Raw genomic sequence first — 17343 nt, 5'->3', positions numbered from 1 at the left:
AACTAAGCAGGATATGAAATGAGCGAAATGAGCGATCACCCAAGTCAGACACTAGCCACTTTTGCGGCCAATCTTCAATTCAACGACATTCCGGAATCCGTGGTGCGGCGCGCGGAAGACCTTTTCCTCGACTGGATGGGTTCCGCCTTGGCCGGCAAAGGCGCACGTCCGGTAGAAACCATCAACTGGTTTGCCCGGCAAATGGGGTCAGCCACCGGCAGCTCCGAAATCCTGATCTCGCGCCGCCAGACCACGCCGCTGTTTGCCGCCATGGTCAACGCCGCATCGTCGCATTTTGCGGAACAGGACGATGTCCACAACGGTTCGGTGTTTCATCCGGCCGCCGTGGTGTTCCCGGCAGTGCTGGCGGTGGCGCAGTCGATCGGCAGTTCCGGGCGCGATTTGCTCACTGCGGCAGTGGCTGGCTATGAAGTCGGGATACGTGTGGGTGAATTCCTCGGCCGCTCGCATTACAAAATCTTTCACACCACCGGCACCGCAGGCACCGTCGCTGCCGCCGCGGCGGTGGGCCGCCTGTTGCAGCTGACGCCGGAACGGATGCTGGATGCTTTCGGCTCGGCCGGCACTCAGGCCGCAGGCCTGTGGGAATTTTTACGCGATGCGGCCGATTCGAAACAACTGCATACCGCCAAGGCTGCAGCGGATGGCTTGACGGCCGCCTACCTCGCAAGCCAGGGCTTCACTGGCGCCAAACGGATTCTCGAAGGCGCACAAGGCATGGCTGCCGGCATGTCGACCGATGCCGATCCGGGCCGGCTCACCGATCGGCTGGGCGTACGCTGGGCACTGGCCGAAACCTCATTCAAATTCCACGCATCTTGCCGCCATACCCACCCGGCGGCTGATGCACTACTGAAAATCGTGGTCGAACACAACTTGCTACCAGAGCAGATCGCGCGCGTCACCGCGCATGTCCATCAGGGTGCGATCGACGTATTGGGGCCGGTGCAGAACCCGCACACTGTCCATCAGGCGAAGTTCTCGATGGGCACAGTGCTTGGGCTGATCGCGCAGTTCCGGCGCGCCGGTGTAAATGAGTTCGAAACCATGTTCAACGATCCGCGCATCGTAAGCTTCCGAAACAAGGTCGCCATGGTGCTCGATCCCGAAGTCGATCAAGCCTATCCAGCGCGCTGGATCGGCAAGATCACGCTGGAAACCGACGATGGCCGGATATTGCAGAGCCGCATCGATGAACCGAAGGGCGATCCAGGCAACACGCTGACCCGCGCCGAACTGGAACAAAAGGCGTTGCGACTGGCAGAGTTCAGCGGTGCCGCAACAGAGGCAGAGATGAACGCCGCGTTCCAGCGCATCTGGAATCTTGCGCATATCGACAAAATCGAACGGTTCTTCGCGTGATGAGCATGCCAGCCGCAATTGCCCGTTCCTACCTGTTCGTCCCGGCCAACCGCCCGGAGCGTTTTGCCAAAGCCTGCGCGGCCGGGGCTGACGCCGTGATTGTCGATCTGGAAGACGCGGTTCCTCCATCCGAAAAGATTGCTGCACGCAGCGCGCTTCTGGCATGGCTGTCGCCCGCGCAACCGGTGCTGGTGCGCATCAACAGTGCAGACAGTGCATGGTTTCCGGACGACCTCGCGCTGGGCGCGCTTGCCGGCGTCAGCGGCATCGTGCTGCCGAAAGCCGAACAGCTAGATCAGCTCGACGCCATCGCGGCGGTACGGCCTGATATCGTGATTTTGCCGCTGATAGAAACTGCCCGGGGGTTTGCGAATGCCGACCAGATCGCCCGGCATCGTTGCGTGCAGCGGTTGATGTTTGGCGCGATCGATTTCCAGCTCGATCTCGGCATTGACGGCGATACCGATGCATTGCTGTATTTCCGCTCGCAGCTGGTGCTGTTGTCGCGCCTGGCCGGAATTCAAGCCCCGGTGGATAGCGTGACCACTGCAATCAACGATTCAGAACGGCTCCGTGCCGATACTTTGTACGCCCGTCGCCTCGGCTTCGGCGGCAAGCTTTGCATCCATCCCAGCCAGATCGATCCGGTCAATCGCTGCTTTTGTCCCAGCACGGAAGAAGTTGCATGGGCGCGGCGCATCCTGGCAGCGGCAACCGCCGCCCAGGGCGCTGCCGTTGCGGTCGACGGCAAGATGGTGGACCTGCCGGTGATGCGCAAGGCGCAGGGCATCATCGACGAGACAGCACACAGAATGGGATAGGAAAAGTCAATCCTGACCAACCCGAATTTGCAGTAAAACGTCATGTTGCAAGACTAAGAATCTGTCGCACGACACCCATAAAAACTAAGGAGACAACCATGCATAAAACCCATCCGATCCTGGCCGGCCTGTTCGCACTCACGCTCTGCACCGGCGCACTGGCGCAACAGCCGATCGTCATCAAATTCAGTCATGTGGTCGCCAACGATACGCCAAAAGGCCAGGGCGCCGAGCGCTTCAAGGAACTGGCCGAGAAGGCCACCAGCGGCCGCATCAAGGTTGAGCTTTATCCGAACAGCACGCTCTACAAGGACAAGGAAGAACTGGAAGCGCTGCAGCTCGGCGCAGTGCAAATGCTGGCGCCATCCTTGTCGAAGTTCGCACCGCTGGGCGTCAAAGAATTCGAATTATTCGATCTGCCCTATATTTTCCCCGGCAAGGATGTGCTGAATCGGGTAACGGAGGGTCCGATCGGCAAGAATTTGTTCAAGAAACTTGAATCGAAAAATATCGTTGGGCTGGCTTATTGGGACAACGGTTTCAAGCAGATGACGTCGAATAAACCGATGCACAATCCGGGCGATCTCAAAGGGTTGAAAATGCGCATCCAGTCGTCCAAGGTACTCGACGCGCAGATGCGCGCACTCGGCGCCAACCCGCAAGTGATGGCGTTTTCCGAGGTCTATCAAGCCTTGCAGACCGGCGTGGTGGATGGCACGGAAAACACGCCGTCCAATATCTACACGCAAAAAACACATGAAGTGCAAAAGTATCTGACAGTCTCCGATCATGGCTATATCGGTTATGCGGTGATCGTCAACAAGAAGTTCTGGGACAGCCTGCCAGCTGACATTCGTACCGCCCTCGAAGGTGCGATGAAAGAAGCAACCAAGTACACCAACGCCATCGCGCAGCAGGAAAACGACAAGGCGCTGGACAATATCCAAAAATCCGGCAAAACCACCATTTATGCGCTGAATGCGAAAGAAAAATCGGAGTGGCGCAAAGCGCTGTTGCCCGTGCAAAAAGAAATGGAAGGACGCATAGGAAAAGACCTGATCAGTGCCGTCAACAAGGAATCTACGGCACTGGGATATAAGTAACGGCGAAGTAACGGCCAGCACGGCCAGCCGCATCCGACGACTTGGTATTGCACAAGTGCCGGATGCAGGATTTTCAATCAGGATACCCGCCATGCACATCACGATTCCCGACATCAACCAGGTATGCGAAGAGCACCTGCTGTATGCAAACCTGCTGCCGGAGCAGGCGCGTATTCTTGAACTGGGCTGCGGCAAGGCGGAGAAAACTCGCGCCATCGCCAAAGAGGACAAGGTCGCTTACCTGCTGGCACTTGAAACCGACGAAATCCAGCATGCGATCAATCTGACTTACGCCGATCTACCCAAAGTACAGTTTGCGTTAGGCGGCGCAGAAGCCATTCCCGCCGCAAACGCCAGCTTCGACATCGTGATGATGTTCAAATCCCTGCACCATGTGCCACTGGAAAAACTCGATTTAGCCTTGGCGGAAATCCACCGGGTCCTGAAACCGGGCGGGTTGGCATACATTTCAGAGCCGATATTTGCCGGCGAATACAACGAAATACTCCGATTGTTTCATGATGAAAGCATCGTGCGGCAAGCGGCATTCGCCGCCGTCGAACGCGCGGTTGCTGCTGGGCTGTTCGATCTGATTAAACAGAAATTCTTTTTATCAAAGGTGCGCTATCGCGACTTTGCGCAGTTTGAAGAGAAGGTAATCAAGGTAACCCACACGCAGCACCAATTGACGGCAGCGCTCCAGGCAGAAGTCCGCAGCAAATTCAACGTCCACATGACTGCGGACGGCGCAAGATTTCTCGCGCCGATCCGGGTTGACCTGCTGCAAAAATCCGCTTGACGCCATACCACTGCCGCACGGTCGCTGCATCCGCTCTGCGCTTAAAACGCCCCATCTGTTAGACTGCCCTCCCCCTTATCCCCTCTACGCCGGCGAGCACACTCATGATGGAACCCACCTCTTTTTCCAGTTTGGCCCTGTCGCCGGCAATGCTCTCCAACCTCGACAGCCTCGGTTATCACACGATGACGACGATTCAGGCCCATAGCCTGCCGCTGATTCTGGAACAGCGCGACCTGATTGCGCAGGCCAAGACCGGCAGCGGCAAAACCGCAGCGTTTGGCATCGGCATCCTGGCGAAATTGAATCCGAGCTATTTCGCGATCCAGGCGCTGGTGCTGTGCCCGACGCGCGAACTGGCCGACCAGGTCGCCAATGAACTGCGCCGCCTGGCGCGCTTTGCCGACAACATCAAGGTGTTGACGCTGTGCGGCGGCGCGCCGATGCGCCCGCAAATGGCCTCGCTGGAGCATGGCGCACATATCGTGGTCGGCACGCCGGGACGCATCCGCGACCATATTTCACGTGGCAGCATCAATCTGAACACCGTGCAAACGCTGGTGCTGGACGAAGCCGACCGCATGACCGACATGGGCTTTTACGAAGAAATTTCCGGCATCGTCAGCGCCTGCCCGACACGCCGTCAGACGCTGCTGTTTTCCGCCACCTATCCGGACGATATCCGCAAAGCCAGCGCCGAATTCCTGCGCCAGCCGGCCGAAGTCAAGGTCGAGGCGCAACATGCCGACAGCCAGATCGAGCAACGTTTTTTTGAAGTCGCCTACGACGACCGCAATGCCGCCGTGGCGCGTCTGCTGCACCATTACCGGCCGGTGTCGACGCTGGCTTTTTGCAATACCAAAATCCACTGCCGCGAACTGGCGGCCGAATTGCGCGCACAGGGTTTCTCCGCATTGGCTTTGTACGGCGAACTGGAACAACGCGAACGCGATGAAATTTTGCTGCAGTTTGCCAACCGCAGTTGTTCGGTGCTGGTGGCTACCGACGTCGCCGCGCGCGGCCTGGATATCCAGACATTGGGCGCGGTGATCAATGTCGATGTTTCGAAAGATACCGAAGTCCATATCCACCGCATCGGCCGCACCGGCCGCGGTCATGAATCCGGCTTGGCGTTGAGCTTGTGCGCGCCGAACGAAAAGAAGTGGGTCAAGCTGATCGAGCAATACCAGAATGGACCGGTCAGCTGGTTTAACCTGGCTGAATTGGAGCCGGCAGCAGGTGATGTCTTGCAAGCGCCGATGGTGACGCTGTGCATCATGGGCGGCAAGAAAGACAAGCTGCGACCCGGCGATCTGCTGGGCGCACTGACCGGCGACGTCGGCCTGAGCAAGGACCAGGTCGGCAAGATCAATGTGTTTGAATTCATGACCTATGTGGCGCTGGAGCGACAGATTGCCGGCAAGGCGGCGGCCAAGCTATCCACCTGCAACATCAAGGGCCGGCAGTTCAAGGTGCGGTTTATTTCGGCGGTTTAAGAGCGGGCGCAAGCTGCCCGCTTGCGACTTGCGGAATAATCGGTGCTGGCGCACGGCAAGGCAGGGCAGCAACGCAGCAGCGCCTGCTAAAATCCTTGCCAGATCAATCACAATCAATAACATGAACGGGGCGCAGCATGAAACGTGTCATCTTCAATCAAAAAGGCGGGGTCGGCAAATCGACCATCGCAGTTAATCTGGCTGCGATTGCCGCGCATCAGGGCAAAAGAACGCTGCTGATCGACATCGATCCGCAGTGCAATTCCAGCCGCTATCTGCTGGGTGACGCCGCCCGGGAAGTCAGCCCCACGCTGGCCGGATATTTTGAACAATCCCTGAATTTCATTATTTTCCCCAAGCCAGCCAGCAACTACGTACACCAAACCCGCTTCGAGAATCTGGCGCTGATTCCATCGCACCCGGAAATCGGTGAGATGCAGTCGAAGCTGGAATCGCGCCACAAGATTTACAAACTGCGCGATGCATTGCAGGAGTTGGAGCAGGAATACGACGAAATCATCATCGATACGCCGCCCGCCTACAATTTTTTCACGCAGTCGGCGCTGATCGCTTCCGATTGTTGTCTGATTCCGTTCGATTGCGACGATTTCTCGCGCCAGGCGTTGTATACGCTGATGAACAATGTGCAAGAAATCAAAGCTGACCACAACCCGGAATTGACGATTGAGGGCATCGTCGTCAATCAGTTCCAGCCCCGCGCCAGCCTGCCGCAACGGATGGTCAACGAATTGAAGGCCGAGGGTTTGCCGGTGCTCGACAGCAAATTATCCAGTTCGATTCGGATTCGTGAATCGCACGAACAATGCCTGCCGATGATCCATCTCGATGCACGCCATAAATTGAGCCTGGAATTTCTGGCGCTTTATCAGGAGTTGCAATCGGCTTAGTTGATTTAGTTGCCGGAATACGGCCGTTATATATACAGACATGTGTATTTTTATGTTACGCAATAAATATATGCGGAGATGCTATCGCTTTTAAGCATACTCCCTGTTTTTTAATTGATGAACAGGCTGGTTTCAGTCTATAAAAAAACCTCTGGTGCCATGGTTATGTGGCATAAAAACGCTACTAATCTGAGTGTAAATGCGTAATTCATAGGCGAATAAAAAGTCTAACGGTTAGTAATAGTGCTAATGGCTGTGGAGCAATCCGCAGCCATTTTTGTTTCGAAGACAATTTCTTGGGGCCTGCCGCAATGCATTTCTTCCAGGCTTGCAGTGTCGCCTATGTTCGTGGCGGTGAGGTTGTCGCTGTTCAGTGTGCGCCATGACCGTCAGCAGTGCAGCGGTTGCGGTCATTGGTTTTGTATTACGCGGTTATTGACGCCGACGGTATTGGCCTTTCTCAGATGTAATTCCGAGCGGCGGCTCTACTTCCCATAGCTGCCGCTCGCCGAATTAAAACTAAAATGCTTTGGCGTTATTTTTGAATGGCCGGTTTCTAAACATTGGGAGGCCGAACCCGACCCAAAAGAGCCGTTCAGGTTTTTCATGGCAATGACAGCAGTGCAGCGGTTGCGGTCGTTGATATTGGGTCAGCGACTAGACACTATCGGCCATGGTGGCGTTGACGCGTTTGCCTGAAAGCGGTCACACCAGCTACAGGTGCAACTTCTGATTTACACTTTTTCGACAATTCATCAATTGCTGTTTTCGCGAATATTTAGTACTGTGACCGTGTCATGCATAAGCCGTAAACTTATACTACAGCTGTCGTTAAGCGAATTCATGCCTCGGCGTTATGGCGCAGCCGAGACCGATACACAGCAAAACTGCGCACGATAACAAAGTTATGCAGCCCCATCACCACCAAGATCTCAGAGAGATAGAGAAATATATGTTCGGATTATTCAAAAAGAATAAGCCAAAGTCGCATTTGGCAATGGAAATTGAAAGTAAAGGACTGGATCAGGTCACTACTGGGGTGGTTGGCGGATTAATGCGCCAATTGAGTAAAACAGGCTATATGTTCAATTTTATCCTCGCCGAATTAGATGGAGCATCTATGGGGAATGAAAAAGCACGAAGGTTTGCGAAGGAAAGTGGTATCCCAGAGTCTGAATACAAGGGTGCTCACCTATTTGAGCATCCTTTAATAGATGGGCCTAATGGGGCTAAGACACTAATGGATGCAGCATGTCTTGCAATGATCGACCAGCAAGAGCTCGTGGTAGATTTTCGTCTTATTGTGCTAGATAAGTTAATGCGCCAAGTCGAAGTTGGAAAATACGATAACGATTAAGGGGAATAATAGTGTTAACTTGTAACAGCCTATTTGAGATTTCCGTTTATAGGCTTGGAGAGTCAGATTATTATGACCAATTGTCGGCGCATATCACCAAGATTAATGTTGATAAGCAATGCAAGTTAGACGAAAACTATCTGAGAGCGGATTACGGCGGTGATTGGCGGTACAACGAAATTGTTGGATTCTTAAAATTTTATCGGTATGGAGCCAACCAAATACGGTGCGAATATTGGGAGACTGACGCGAAGAAAAAGGTTCGTACTCGTAAAAAGCGATTCATCAAAACATCGGACAGCTACTGCAACGCGCATTTCTCAATTGAAGCTTCAAATTCAGAGTTGACAGGGGTAATCAAGAGCGCAGTAGAACATTGCGAGGTTCGACTGACGAAGCGAGTTCTTGACAGAGAACTTTTTGACAGCACGGTAGATTTTGTAGATTGGCGAACGCTTCTGAGTCAAGCATAACAAATCAATAACCTGCGCGCCTTCGGCGCCGGACGGCTTACACTGCGCTTCGCTTCGTTCCAACCGCCGTTTATTGAGGCGCTGACAGTCCGCTTACTGTAGGTGCCTGTGACCGCATAGGATCGGTGGCTGTCTATTGTGCGCAAATTCCGAATGACTCCTTCCAGTCTTGAACCGCCGTTCGCGCCACAATCCCCAACGGCAGCTCGTGGCCGATAGCACGCATTCAGCATCATGGCAGAAAGCGGCCATACGGCTTCGCGCGAAACGACGGCCGTATGACCGGCATAGACAGCGTTTGCCAGATCTCGATCTGTTCTGAAATTTCCAGAGCGTCGTCTACTTTAATGCCCAGGTAACGCACTGTGCTTTCCAGTTTCGTGCGACCAAGCAAAAGCTGGACGGCACGTAGATTCTTTGTCTGCCTGTAGATCAATGTCGCTTTGGTTCGCCGCATGGTGTGCCTACCATAGATTGTCGAATCGTAGCCGATGGCTGAAACCCATTGATACTGCCATACTGCGTTTCAATTCACGGAAAAAGACACGGCTTATGTTGAAGTTCACATGTTGCGATGCGTTTCGTCAGTTTTTCTTGTCAGGCCAAACGCAGGTTTTGCGCGGTATCACGCGAGGCTACGAGCGCGAATGCTTGCGCGTGGACGCCAGCGGCCATCTAGCCCAGACCCCTCACCCCTTGACGCTGGGCTCCAAACTCACCCACCCCTGGATTACCACCGATTACGCCGAAGCGCTGCTGGAGTTCATCACCCCGCCGTCACAAGACCCGGCGTTCCCGCTGGACTTCCTGCGCGACATTCACCGCTTCGCGGCCCGGCAAATGCGGGAAGAAATCATCTGGGCTGGCTCCATGCCTTGCGTCTTGGGTGACGACAAAGACATCGCCATTGCCAACTACGGTACTTCCAACTCCGCGATGATGAAGGCTGTCTATCGCGAAGGTCTGGGCCTTCGCTATGGGCGCCACATGCAAACAATTGCCGGAGCCCACTACAACTGGTCGCTGCCTGACGAATTCTGGGTGATTTTGAAAGGCTGCTGCTCCGTAACAGGCAGCATGCAGGACTTTGTCAGTGAGCGCTATTTCGGATTGATTCGCAATTTTCTGCGCTTTGGCTGGTTGATTCCCTACCTGTTTGGCGCCTCGCCCACGATCTGTCAATCATTCTTGCAAGGCCGCAGTTCAGACCTCCAGGAACTAGTGCCAGGCACCCTGTTCCGCCCCTACGCGACCAGCCTGCGCATGAGCGATCTGGGCTATCAGAACCGGGCGCAGGATCAATTGCACGTCAGTTTCAATTCATTGGCCGGGTACACCCAGGCACTGGAAACGGCGATTCGCACCCCTGACCCGTTCTACGAAGAGTTGGGCGTGCGCGAAGGCGACCACTGGAAGCAACTCAACGCGAACCTGCTGCAAATTGAAAATGAATTTTATGCCGGCATTCGGCCCAAGCGCATTGGCAAGGCGGGCGAGCGTCCGGCGCTGGCCTTAGCGAAATACGGTGTCGAATACCTGGAGGTACGCCTGTTTGACCTGAACCCGTTCGTGGACATCGGTATTCTTCCCGAGCAAAGCACCTTTGCCGACATCCTGTTGCTGATGTGCCTTTTTCGTCAGAGTCCGCCCATTACGGCCCGTGAGCAGGGTGAGAACGATGAAAACAAGGCCCGTATCGTCAACCACGGCCGACAGCCTGACCTGAATCTGCTAGTGCACAACCGCGAACAACCGTTCCGCCCCCTTGCACATGCCCTGTTTGACGACATGCAGCCTTTTGCCCAGATGCTGGATGTGGCCTACGGTGGCAATAATTACGCCACGACGCTGGCCAGCCTACGCACGCGAATTGATCACCCGGAGACCACACCGTCGGCCCAGGTGCTGGCTGCTGCGAGGGAAGATAAAGGCTTCTTCAAATACGCCATGAAGCAGTCCCTGCAACACCACGAGAGTTTGCTGGCCCAGCCGCTGGGCGCGGCTACCTTGGCAAAGTTCGAGGAAAGCGTTCAAGCCTCCTTGGCCGAGCAGCAGCGATTGGAATCGCTACCGCAGGGGCGGTTTGAGGACTATGTGGCGAGTTACTACGCATGAGACTCGCGCTCTTGGAAAATACTCTGGCGCGTGGATAGAATTCAGTATCCAAATTTCAATCGGCAGTCGCCACCCAGTGACCGCAATTAGTCTCGTGCCGGTACACCAGAGGTTTTTTATGGAAACATGCGCGGCTGATGCCGCGCACCGGTTCAGGACAATTGCTGAATCCCTGCCAGAATCCAGCCGCCCTGACCGTCCAGAGGTTTCGACAGATTCCAGACCTCGGCAAAAGCTTCCACCGGGGCGTGCTCGGACTCCTTGATCATGCCGCTGAACTTGACGCTGGCCAGATATTCATTGCCGGTGGTTTCGATCCCCAGCAATTCGGCATCCAGCGTAACGACGTCGGTGACATTGGCCGCTGCGCCACGTTCCTGCAATTGCAAGCGCAGTTCGCCAAACATTTCCGGCGTAGTGAATTCGCGGATGTCGTTGATATCAGCGCGATCCCAGGCCGCTTGCAGGCGGATGTAGTAAGTTTTGGTGGTGCGCAAAAATCCTGGCACATCGAAGTCGGACGGAATGCTCCAGGTCGCTTGCTCGGCAGCATTGGAACCCGATGCGAACGGTGCCGATTGCAGCGCAGCAGGTTGCGACTGCGCATCAATGCGCGAGCCAATAATGGGCGTATTGTTGCCGGCATTGTAAGCGCCGGCATATGCTTGCTGCGTGCCCGCATTACCGTTCTTGTACCGCATCCACATTCGGTAAATGAACATCGCCGCCATCGCAAACAGCGCCACCATCAACAGGGTGCTGATCATGCTGGCCAGTGCGCCGCCCATGCCGAAGTGCGACAACAACGCACCCAAACCGAGACCCAGCAAAGCTCCGCCCAGGATACCTTTCCATGGGCTGGCCGGTTTGGCTGCAGCAGCAGCGCCGGGAGCCGCGGCCGCGTTGCTCGCCTGGCTTTGGCGGGCCGGCGCCTGACGCGAAACGTTGCTGGATTGTTTGCCGAACGAACTACTGCCGCCGCCCATGCGCCGGGCTTCCGCCTGTGGAATCGCCAGCGCCAGAGTACTGGCTACCATGACAAGGGCAAGCAAGATTTTTTTCATGTGAACAACTCCTAAAGTTATATCCGGTACGCCGAACGGCGCTACCGGGTGTTATCAAAGTCGCATACCGGGGGCAATTATAGTGGGTTTAATCCTCCCTAAAAACAGAAGTTAACTTGAACATAGCTTCATGAAAACGGAAGTTTGATCCAATCCAGCGCGTTATCCGTTATCAAGATTGGTGGTAATGGCAATCGACACTATGATCATTGACCATGCCGATGGCCTGCATGTAGGCGTAGATGATGGTCGAACCGACGAATTTAAAACCGCGTTTAGCCAGATCCTTGGAAAGTCGATCCGACAATGGCGTTTTGGCTGGAGTTTGCCGTTGGTCGGCCCAGGCATTCTTGATCGGCTTGCCATCGACAAAAGCCCACAGGTAAGGATCGAGGCCGCCGACCTCTTCGCGCAGCCGCAAATATGCTTGCGCATTGGAAATGGTGGCGGCGATTTTGAGGCGGTTGCGCACGATGCCGGCGTCCGCCAGCAGCGCGGCGACCTTGACCGCGTCGTAGCGGGCGATCTTGTCGGCGTCCCAGCCATCGAATGCGGCGCGGTAGTTGTCGCGCTTGTTGAGAATGGTTTCCCAACTCAGCCCGGCTTGCGCGCCTTCCAGGTTGATCATCTCGAACAAGCGCACTTCATCGTGGCAAGGCACGCCCCATTCGTGGTCGTGATAGGCGAGGTAGCGCGGATTGGCCAGGTTGGCCCAGGCGCAGCGCTGGACGGCGGCGGGCATGCTCATTTTCGCTGGCGCAGCAACGCGGCGGCGTCGCGAATCATTTTTTCGGTGGTTTCCCAGTCGATGCAGGCGTCGGTCACCGAGCAGCCGTATGTGATCTGCGACAGATCGTCGGGAATCGGCTGGTTGCCGGCCACGATATTCGATTCGATCATCACGCCGACCAGCGACTTGCTGCCGTTGCGCACCTGATGCATGACATCGGTCATCACCAGCGGTTGCAGCGCCGGTTTCTTGTAGCTGTTGGCGTGCGAACAATCGACCACGATATTGGCCGGCAAGCCCGCCTTGTTCAGCGCCTGCTCGGCCATCGCCACCGAGACGGTATCGTAATTGGGCCGGCCATCGCCGCCGCGCAGCACTACGTGGCCATAGCGATTGCCGTGGGTGCGCACGATGGCAACCCGGCCCTGGCCGTTGATCCCGAGAAAAGAATGCGACCGCGACGCCGACAGAATGGCGTTGATGGCGATACTGATATCGCCATCGGTGCCGTTCTTGAAGCCGACCGGCGTCGACAGGCCGGATGACATTTCGCGATGGGTTTGCGATTCCGTGGTGCGTGCGCCGATGGCGGTCCAGGCGATCAGGTCGCCCAGATATTGCGGCGAAATTGGGTCCAGCGCTTCGGTGCCGGTCGGCAGGCCGAGTTCGCACACGTCGAGCAGGAACTGACGCGCTTTCTCCATGCCCTGATCGACGTGGAAGGAATCATCCATATCGGGGTCATTGATATAACCTTTCCAGCCGGTGGTGGTGCGCGGTTTTTCGAAATACACCCGCATCACCAGCAACAGCGTGTCGGCCACCTCGTCTTGCAAGACTTTCAAGCGGCGCGCGTAATCCAGTCCGGCCACCGGATCGTGAATCGAACAGGGGCCGACCACCACGAACAATCGCGGATCGCTGCGATCGAGAATGTTGCGCAGCGCTTCCCTGCCGCGCATCACGCTGGCGGCCGCCTTTTCGGTCAGCGGCAGGCGCGCATGCAACTCTTCCGGCGTAGGCATCGCATCAAAGGATGAAATGTTAATGTTTTCAAGATCAAGCGAGGAAGTGGTAGTCATGCTGTTTTCTAATCAGGAGTGGGCAGGAGTGGATTATGGCGCGAGCGCAACCGGGTTGGCTGGCGGACAAGACGCTAGTGTAGCCGCTCTGGAATCTTGCGCCATGAGTGCATCGCGCAATCAATTTTATAGGGAGTATAAGATAAAAACCATGTATTTCCGCATTAATTTAATGCGATTTTAAAAATACATATTAGGGTATATTTTCAATGAAAAATCTGTCGGCGGCCGGGTGACAGCATCCGGCAGCGCTATATTACGCGACGCAGCAGCGCTGAAGGGTACCCGCGACTTACGCCATGTTAAGCCGGGCCTCAGATACAATCTCTAGAATAGAAAAAACAACATATTCGATCACCAGACAGGAGACACGCTTGCTGCCGGCTTATATTTCCCACCCAGATTGCATCAAGCATGACATGGGCGATCAAAATCCCGAATGCCCTGAACGCATAGGCGCAATCAGCGATCATTTATTGATCAAGGGCTTGCTCGACTACATGATGCCGTACCAAGCGCCGCTGGCGACCGAGCATCAGCTGGCGCAAGCCCATTCGACACTCTATATTCACGAACTGGCGGCGCATGTGCCAGAGAGCGGGTTTTACCGGGTCGATCCCGATACCTGCATGAATCCGTACACGTATCAGGCCGCATTGCGCGCCGCCGGGGCCGCAGTGCTGGCCACCGACCTGGTCGTCAAGGGCGAGGCGCCGGTAGCATTCTGCAACATACGCCCGCCCGGACATCATGCCGAACGCGCTGCGGCCAACGGTTTCTGCTTCTTCAACAACGTGGTGGTGGGCATGCGTCACGCGCTCAATGTGCACGGCTTGCAGCGGGTGGCGCTGGTGGATTTTGACGTACACCACGGCAACGGCAGCGAAGACATCCTGCATGACGATCCGCGCACACTGATGTGCTCCACCTACGAGATTGGTCTCTACCCGTTTTCAGGCGCAGTGCCGCGCGGGCCGAACATGATCAACGTCGGCCTGGCGGCCCGCTCCGGCGGACAAGCCTTTCGCGACGCGGTCGAAACCCACTGGATTCCGGCGCTGGATGCATTCCAGCCGCAGATGTTATTTATTTCGGCCGGATTCGACGGCCACCGCGAAGATGACATGGGCAACATCGGTCTGGTGGAGGCCGATTACGCCTGGGTCACGCAGCAACTGGTCGGCGTTGCCAAGCGCCACGCCCAGGGCCGCATCGTTTCCTGCCTGGAAGGCGGCTACGTGCTGTCGCCGCTGGCGCGCAGCGTCGCCGCCCACGTCCGGGTGCTGATTGGCGCCGATTAATTTTCTCTAAAGAACGCAAAAAATATGGATATGTATCACCTGACACCGCTGTTTTCCCCCCAATCGATTGTGGTATTCGCAGGCGATACTGAGGCTCCCGATACCCAGACTACGCATGCCAGACTGCTGATACGGCAATTAAAGAAGGGCGGCTATGCGGGTCCGCTGACTTTTCTCGACATCAACATGCGCGGCACGCTGGCCGATCTGGCCCAGGCACGGGCGGATCTGGCAATCATCGCGCTGCCCAGCGCACAGTTGGCAGCGGCGCTGGAAGTGGCCGGCCGAATCCAGTGCAAGGCGGCGCTGATCGTCTCCAGCGGGGTTGATGCAATCCTGGCGGCCGAGTTGCACGCAATCGCGCGCTTGCACGCCATACACTTGCTGGGCCCGAACTGTCTGGGTTTCCAGCGCCCTAAATCCGGCATCAACGCCAGCGTACTGGGGGCGATGGCCAAGTCTGGGTCGCTGTCGTTGGTGTCGCAATCGGGTGCGCTAACCGCATCGGTGCTGGACTGGGCAGATAAGAACGGCATCGGCTTCGCCTCCGTGGTTTCGCTCGGCGCCAACACCGCGGTCGATATCGCCCAAGTGCTGAATTACCTGGCGACCGACCGCGAAACCCTGAGCATCGTGGTGTACATGGAAGGCATCCGCGATGCGCGGCGCTTCATGAGCGCGCTACGGGCCGCTGCCACGGCCAAACCGGTGATCGTGATGAAGTCGGGCCGCCAGCCGGCCGGCTCCCGGGCGGCCTTGACCCATTCCGGCGCCATCGTTGGCAGCGACGAAGTGTTCGATGCCGCCTTGCGGCGCGCCGGCGCAGTACGGGTACGCACCTTCGCCCAGCTGTTTTCCGCTGCCAAATGTCTGGCCTCGCGCTACCAACCGGTTGGCCGGCGGCTGGCCGTCATCACCAATGGCGGCGGCCCGGGCGTGCTGGCGGCCGACTGGGCCAGCGATCTGGGCCTGACGCTGAGTGCACTCTCGGCCGACGCCGGCAGTGCATTGCAATCACAGTTGCCGGCGCTAGCCACCCTGCAAGGCTTGGTCGACCTGACGGAAGAAGCCGACGCCAGCCACTATCGGGCGGCGCTTAACGCCTGCGCGGCCGATGGGACTATCGACGGCATGCTGGTGATTCTGTCGCCCAAGCCGGAACTCGATGTGAATGCTATCGCGCAAACCCTGGCCGAATTACAACCAGGCATCTGCAAGCCGCTGATCACCTGCTGGATGGGCGATGCGCAAGTGGCCGAAGCGCGCGGCATCCTGAGCGACGCCGGCATTCCGACCTTCCGCACCCCGGAAGCAGCGGTAGATGCCTTCAACAACATCGCCTCGTTCTACCGCAACCAGCAATTGCTGCTGCAAACGCCGCCGCCGCTAACGCATCTGGCGCAACCCGATGTCGAAGGCGCCCGCATCCTGATTGAAAGCGTGCTGGCCGAGCGCCGCAACGTCCTCACCGAAATGGAATCGAAGGCATTGCTGGCGGCCTTCCATATTCCGCTGACCAAGACCATTCTGGCCCGTTCGGCCACAGAAGCGATCCTGATTGCCAACCAACTGGGCTACCCGGTTGCGCTGAAAATCGACTCGCCCGACATTTCGCACAAGTCTGACGTGCACGGTGTGGCGCTGAATGTATCCAATGCCGCATCCGTGCGCGATATCTGGCAGGACATGATGGCAACCGTCGCCCGCTTGCGGCCGGATGCCCACATCAACGGTGTGACGATTCAGAACATGTCGGGCAAACCGGAAGGCCGTGAACTGTATATCGGCGTGACCACCGATGTACCGTTCGGCCCGGTGATCTCTTTTGGCGCCGGCGGCACCATGATCGAATTGATCGCCGACCGCGCGGTGGAACTGCCGCCGCTGAACCAGTTTCTGGCCCAACATCTGATCGACCGGGTGCGTTCGGCTGAGATGCTGGGCGCTTGGCGCGGCTTGCCGCCCGCCAACCGGGAGTCGCTGGAGCAGATCCTGCTGCGGGTATCGGAAATGGTCTGCGCGCTGCCGCAATTGCGCGAAATGGATATCAATCCGGTGATTGTCGATGCCGACGGTGCGCTGGTGGTAGATGCCCGCATCGTCATCGATCAGGATTCGCCCAGGGCGCACAAATATGGTCACCTGGCGATTCTGCCATACCCGTCCGATTACGAGCAAGAGTGGCCGATGCGCAGCGGCGGCAGATATACCGTGCGCCCGATCCGCCCCGACGATGCCGAGATGATTCAGACTTTCGTGCGCGAATTGTCGCCCAACAGCCGCTACATGCGCTTCATTTCTTCGATGCGCGAACTGCCCTCGCGGATGCTGGCACGCTACACGCTGATTGATTACGACCGCGAAATGGCACTGATAGCGGTACATCATGTGCGCACCGCCGACCCGGCGGGCGGCATCAAGGAAACCGAGCAGATGATCGGCGTTTCACGCTACATCACCAATCCGGATTTGCGTAGTTGTGAATTTTCATTGGCGATTGCCGATGCATTCGGCGGCCAGGGTTTGGGTTCGCGCATGATGTTGTCGATCATGGATTTCGCTCGCAACAAGGGCTTGTCGCAAATCGAAGGTTTGGTGCTAAGCAAAAATGCGGCGATGCTGAAGCTGATGCACAGTCTCGGTTTCACTGTCAAACCTTACCCGGAGGACCCGGATCTGCGCTTGTGCACCAAACTGTTGTAAACCTCTGC

The 17343-nt window shown here is 56.7% G+C and carries 13 protein-coding genes and 1 pseudogene; 10 read left to right on the top strand and 4 right to left on the bottom strand.

Translation table 11 applies throughout. The features are described from left to right. Positions 1-18: 18 nt before the first annotated feature. From KGFNPO_RS03075 to KGFNPO_RS03045, 7 genes are all read left to right on the top strand, one after another. Positions 19-1383 carry an MmgE/PrpD family protein gene (locus KGFNPO_RS03075; protein ID WP_472633037.1) on the top strand — a complete coding sequence of 455 codons (1365 nt, stop codon included), beginning with the start codon at positions 19-21 and terminating at the stop codon, positions 1381-1383. Then, a complete protein-coding gene (locus KGFNPO_RS03070; protein WP_472633036.1) occupies positions 1383-2204 on the top strand; it encodes an HpcH/HpaI aldolase/citrate lyase family protein in 822 nt (273 codons plus the stop codon). The genes KGFNPO_RS03075 and KGFNPO_RS03070 overlap by 1 nt, the downstream gene beginning before the upstream one ends. Positions 2205-2302: 98 nt before the next feature. Further along, positions 2303-3307, top strand: a complete 1005-nt coding sequence (locus tag KGFNPO_RS03065) for a TRAP transporter substrate-binding protein (protein WP_472633035.1) — start codon at positions 2303-2305, stop codon at positions 3305-3307. Between the two features lie 91 nt (positions 3308-3398). After that, complete coding sequence (locus tag KGFNPO_RS03060; protein ID WP_472633034.1) at positions 3399-4106, top strand: class I SAM-dependent methyltransferase; 708 nt, start codon at positions 3399-3401, stop codon at positions 4104-4106. A 107-nt stretch (positions 4107-4213) separates the two neighbouring features. After that, a complete protein-coding gene (dbpA, locus tag KGFNPO_RS03055) occupies positions 4214-5602 on the top strand; it encodes an ATP-dependent RNA helicase DbpA (protein ID WP_472634374.1) in 1389 nt (462 codons plus the stop codon). A 137-nt stretch (positions 5603-5739) separates the two neighbouring features. Then, on the top strand, positions 5740-6510 hold the full coding sequence (locus tag KGFNPO_RS03050; protein ID WP_472614710.1) for a ParA family protein: 771 nt from the start codon (positions 5740-5742) through the stop codon (positions 6508-6510). 952 nt (positions 6511-7462) lie between these two features. Then, on the top strand, positions 7463-7867 hold the full coding sequence (locus tag KGFNPO_RS03045; RefSeq protein WP_472633033.1) for a hypothetical protein: 405 nt from the start codon (positions 7463-7465) through the stop codon (positions 7865-7867). A 777-nt stretch (positions 7868-8644) separates the two neighbouring features. Here the strand turns inward: KGFNPO_RS03045 and KGFNPO_RS03040 are convergent. Beyond that, positions 8645-8851: pseudogene (locus tag KGFNPO_RS03040) on the bottom strand (site-specific integrase); the annotation flags it as partial. 41 nt (positions 8852-8892) lie between these two features. On the opposite strand from KGFNPO_RS03040, the gene gshA reads away from it, so the two are divergent. Continuing rightward, positions 8893-10455, top strand: coding sequence for a glutamate--cysteine ligase (gene gshA, locus KGFNPO_RS03035; protein ID WP_472633032.1), 1563 nt, complete (start codon positions 8893-8895; stop codon positions 10453-10455). Between the two features lie 152 nt (positions 10456-10607). On the opposite strand, the gene KGFNPO_RS03030 is transcribed toward gshA, so the two are convergent. The 3 genes from KGFNPO_RS03030 to KGFNPO_RS03020 form a co-directional block, all read right to left on the bottom strand. Further along, positions 10608-11519 (bottom strand): Tim44 domain-containing protein, encoded by a 912-nt coding sequence (locus tag KGFNPO_RS03030; RefSeq protein WP_472633031.1) that lies wholly within the window; start codon positions 11517-11519, stop codon positions 10608-10610. Positions 11520-11691: 172 nt separating this feature from the next. Then, positions 11692-12261, bottom strand: a complete 570-nt coding sequence (locus KGFNPO_RS03025; protein ID WP_472633030.1) for a DNA-3-methyladenine glycosylase I — start codon at positions 12259-12261, stop codon at positions 11692-11694. A gap of 2 nt (positions 12262-12263) precedes the next feature. Further along, positions 12264-13331: a 3-deoxy-7-phosphoheptulonate synthase gene (locus KGFNPO_RS03020; RefSeq protein WP_472633029.1), complete on the bottom strand. Its 1068-nt coding sequence runs from the start codon at positions 13329-13331 to the stop codon at positions 12264-12266. 374 nt (positions 13332-13705) lie between these two features. On the opposite strand from KGFNPO_RS03020, the gene KGFNPO_RS03015 reads away from it, so the two are divergent. Together KGFNPO_RS03015 and KGFNPO_RS03010 are read left to right on the top strand one after the other, a co-directional pair. Further along, a complete protein-coding gene (locus tag KGFNPO_RS03015; protein ID WP_472633028.1) occupies positions 13706-14632 on the top strand; it encodes a histone deacetylase family protein in 927 nt (308 codons plus the stop codon). A gap of 24 nt (positions 14633-14656) precedes the next feature. Continuing rightward, positions 14657-17335 carry a bifunctional acetate--CoA ligase family protein/GNAT family N-acetyltransferase gene (locus KGFNPO_RS03010; RefSeq protein WP_472633027.1) on the top strand — a complete coding sequence of 893 codons (2679 nt, stop codon included), beginning with the start codon at positions 14657-14659 and terminating at the stop codon, positions 17333-17335. Positions 17336-17343 lie beyond the last annotated feature (8 nt).

The organism is Gelidimonas diazotrophica, assembly GCF_055694025.1.
Note: the sequence above shows the minus strand (reverse complement) of the source record. Positions and strands in the feature narration are given on the sequence as shown.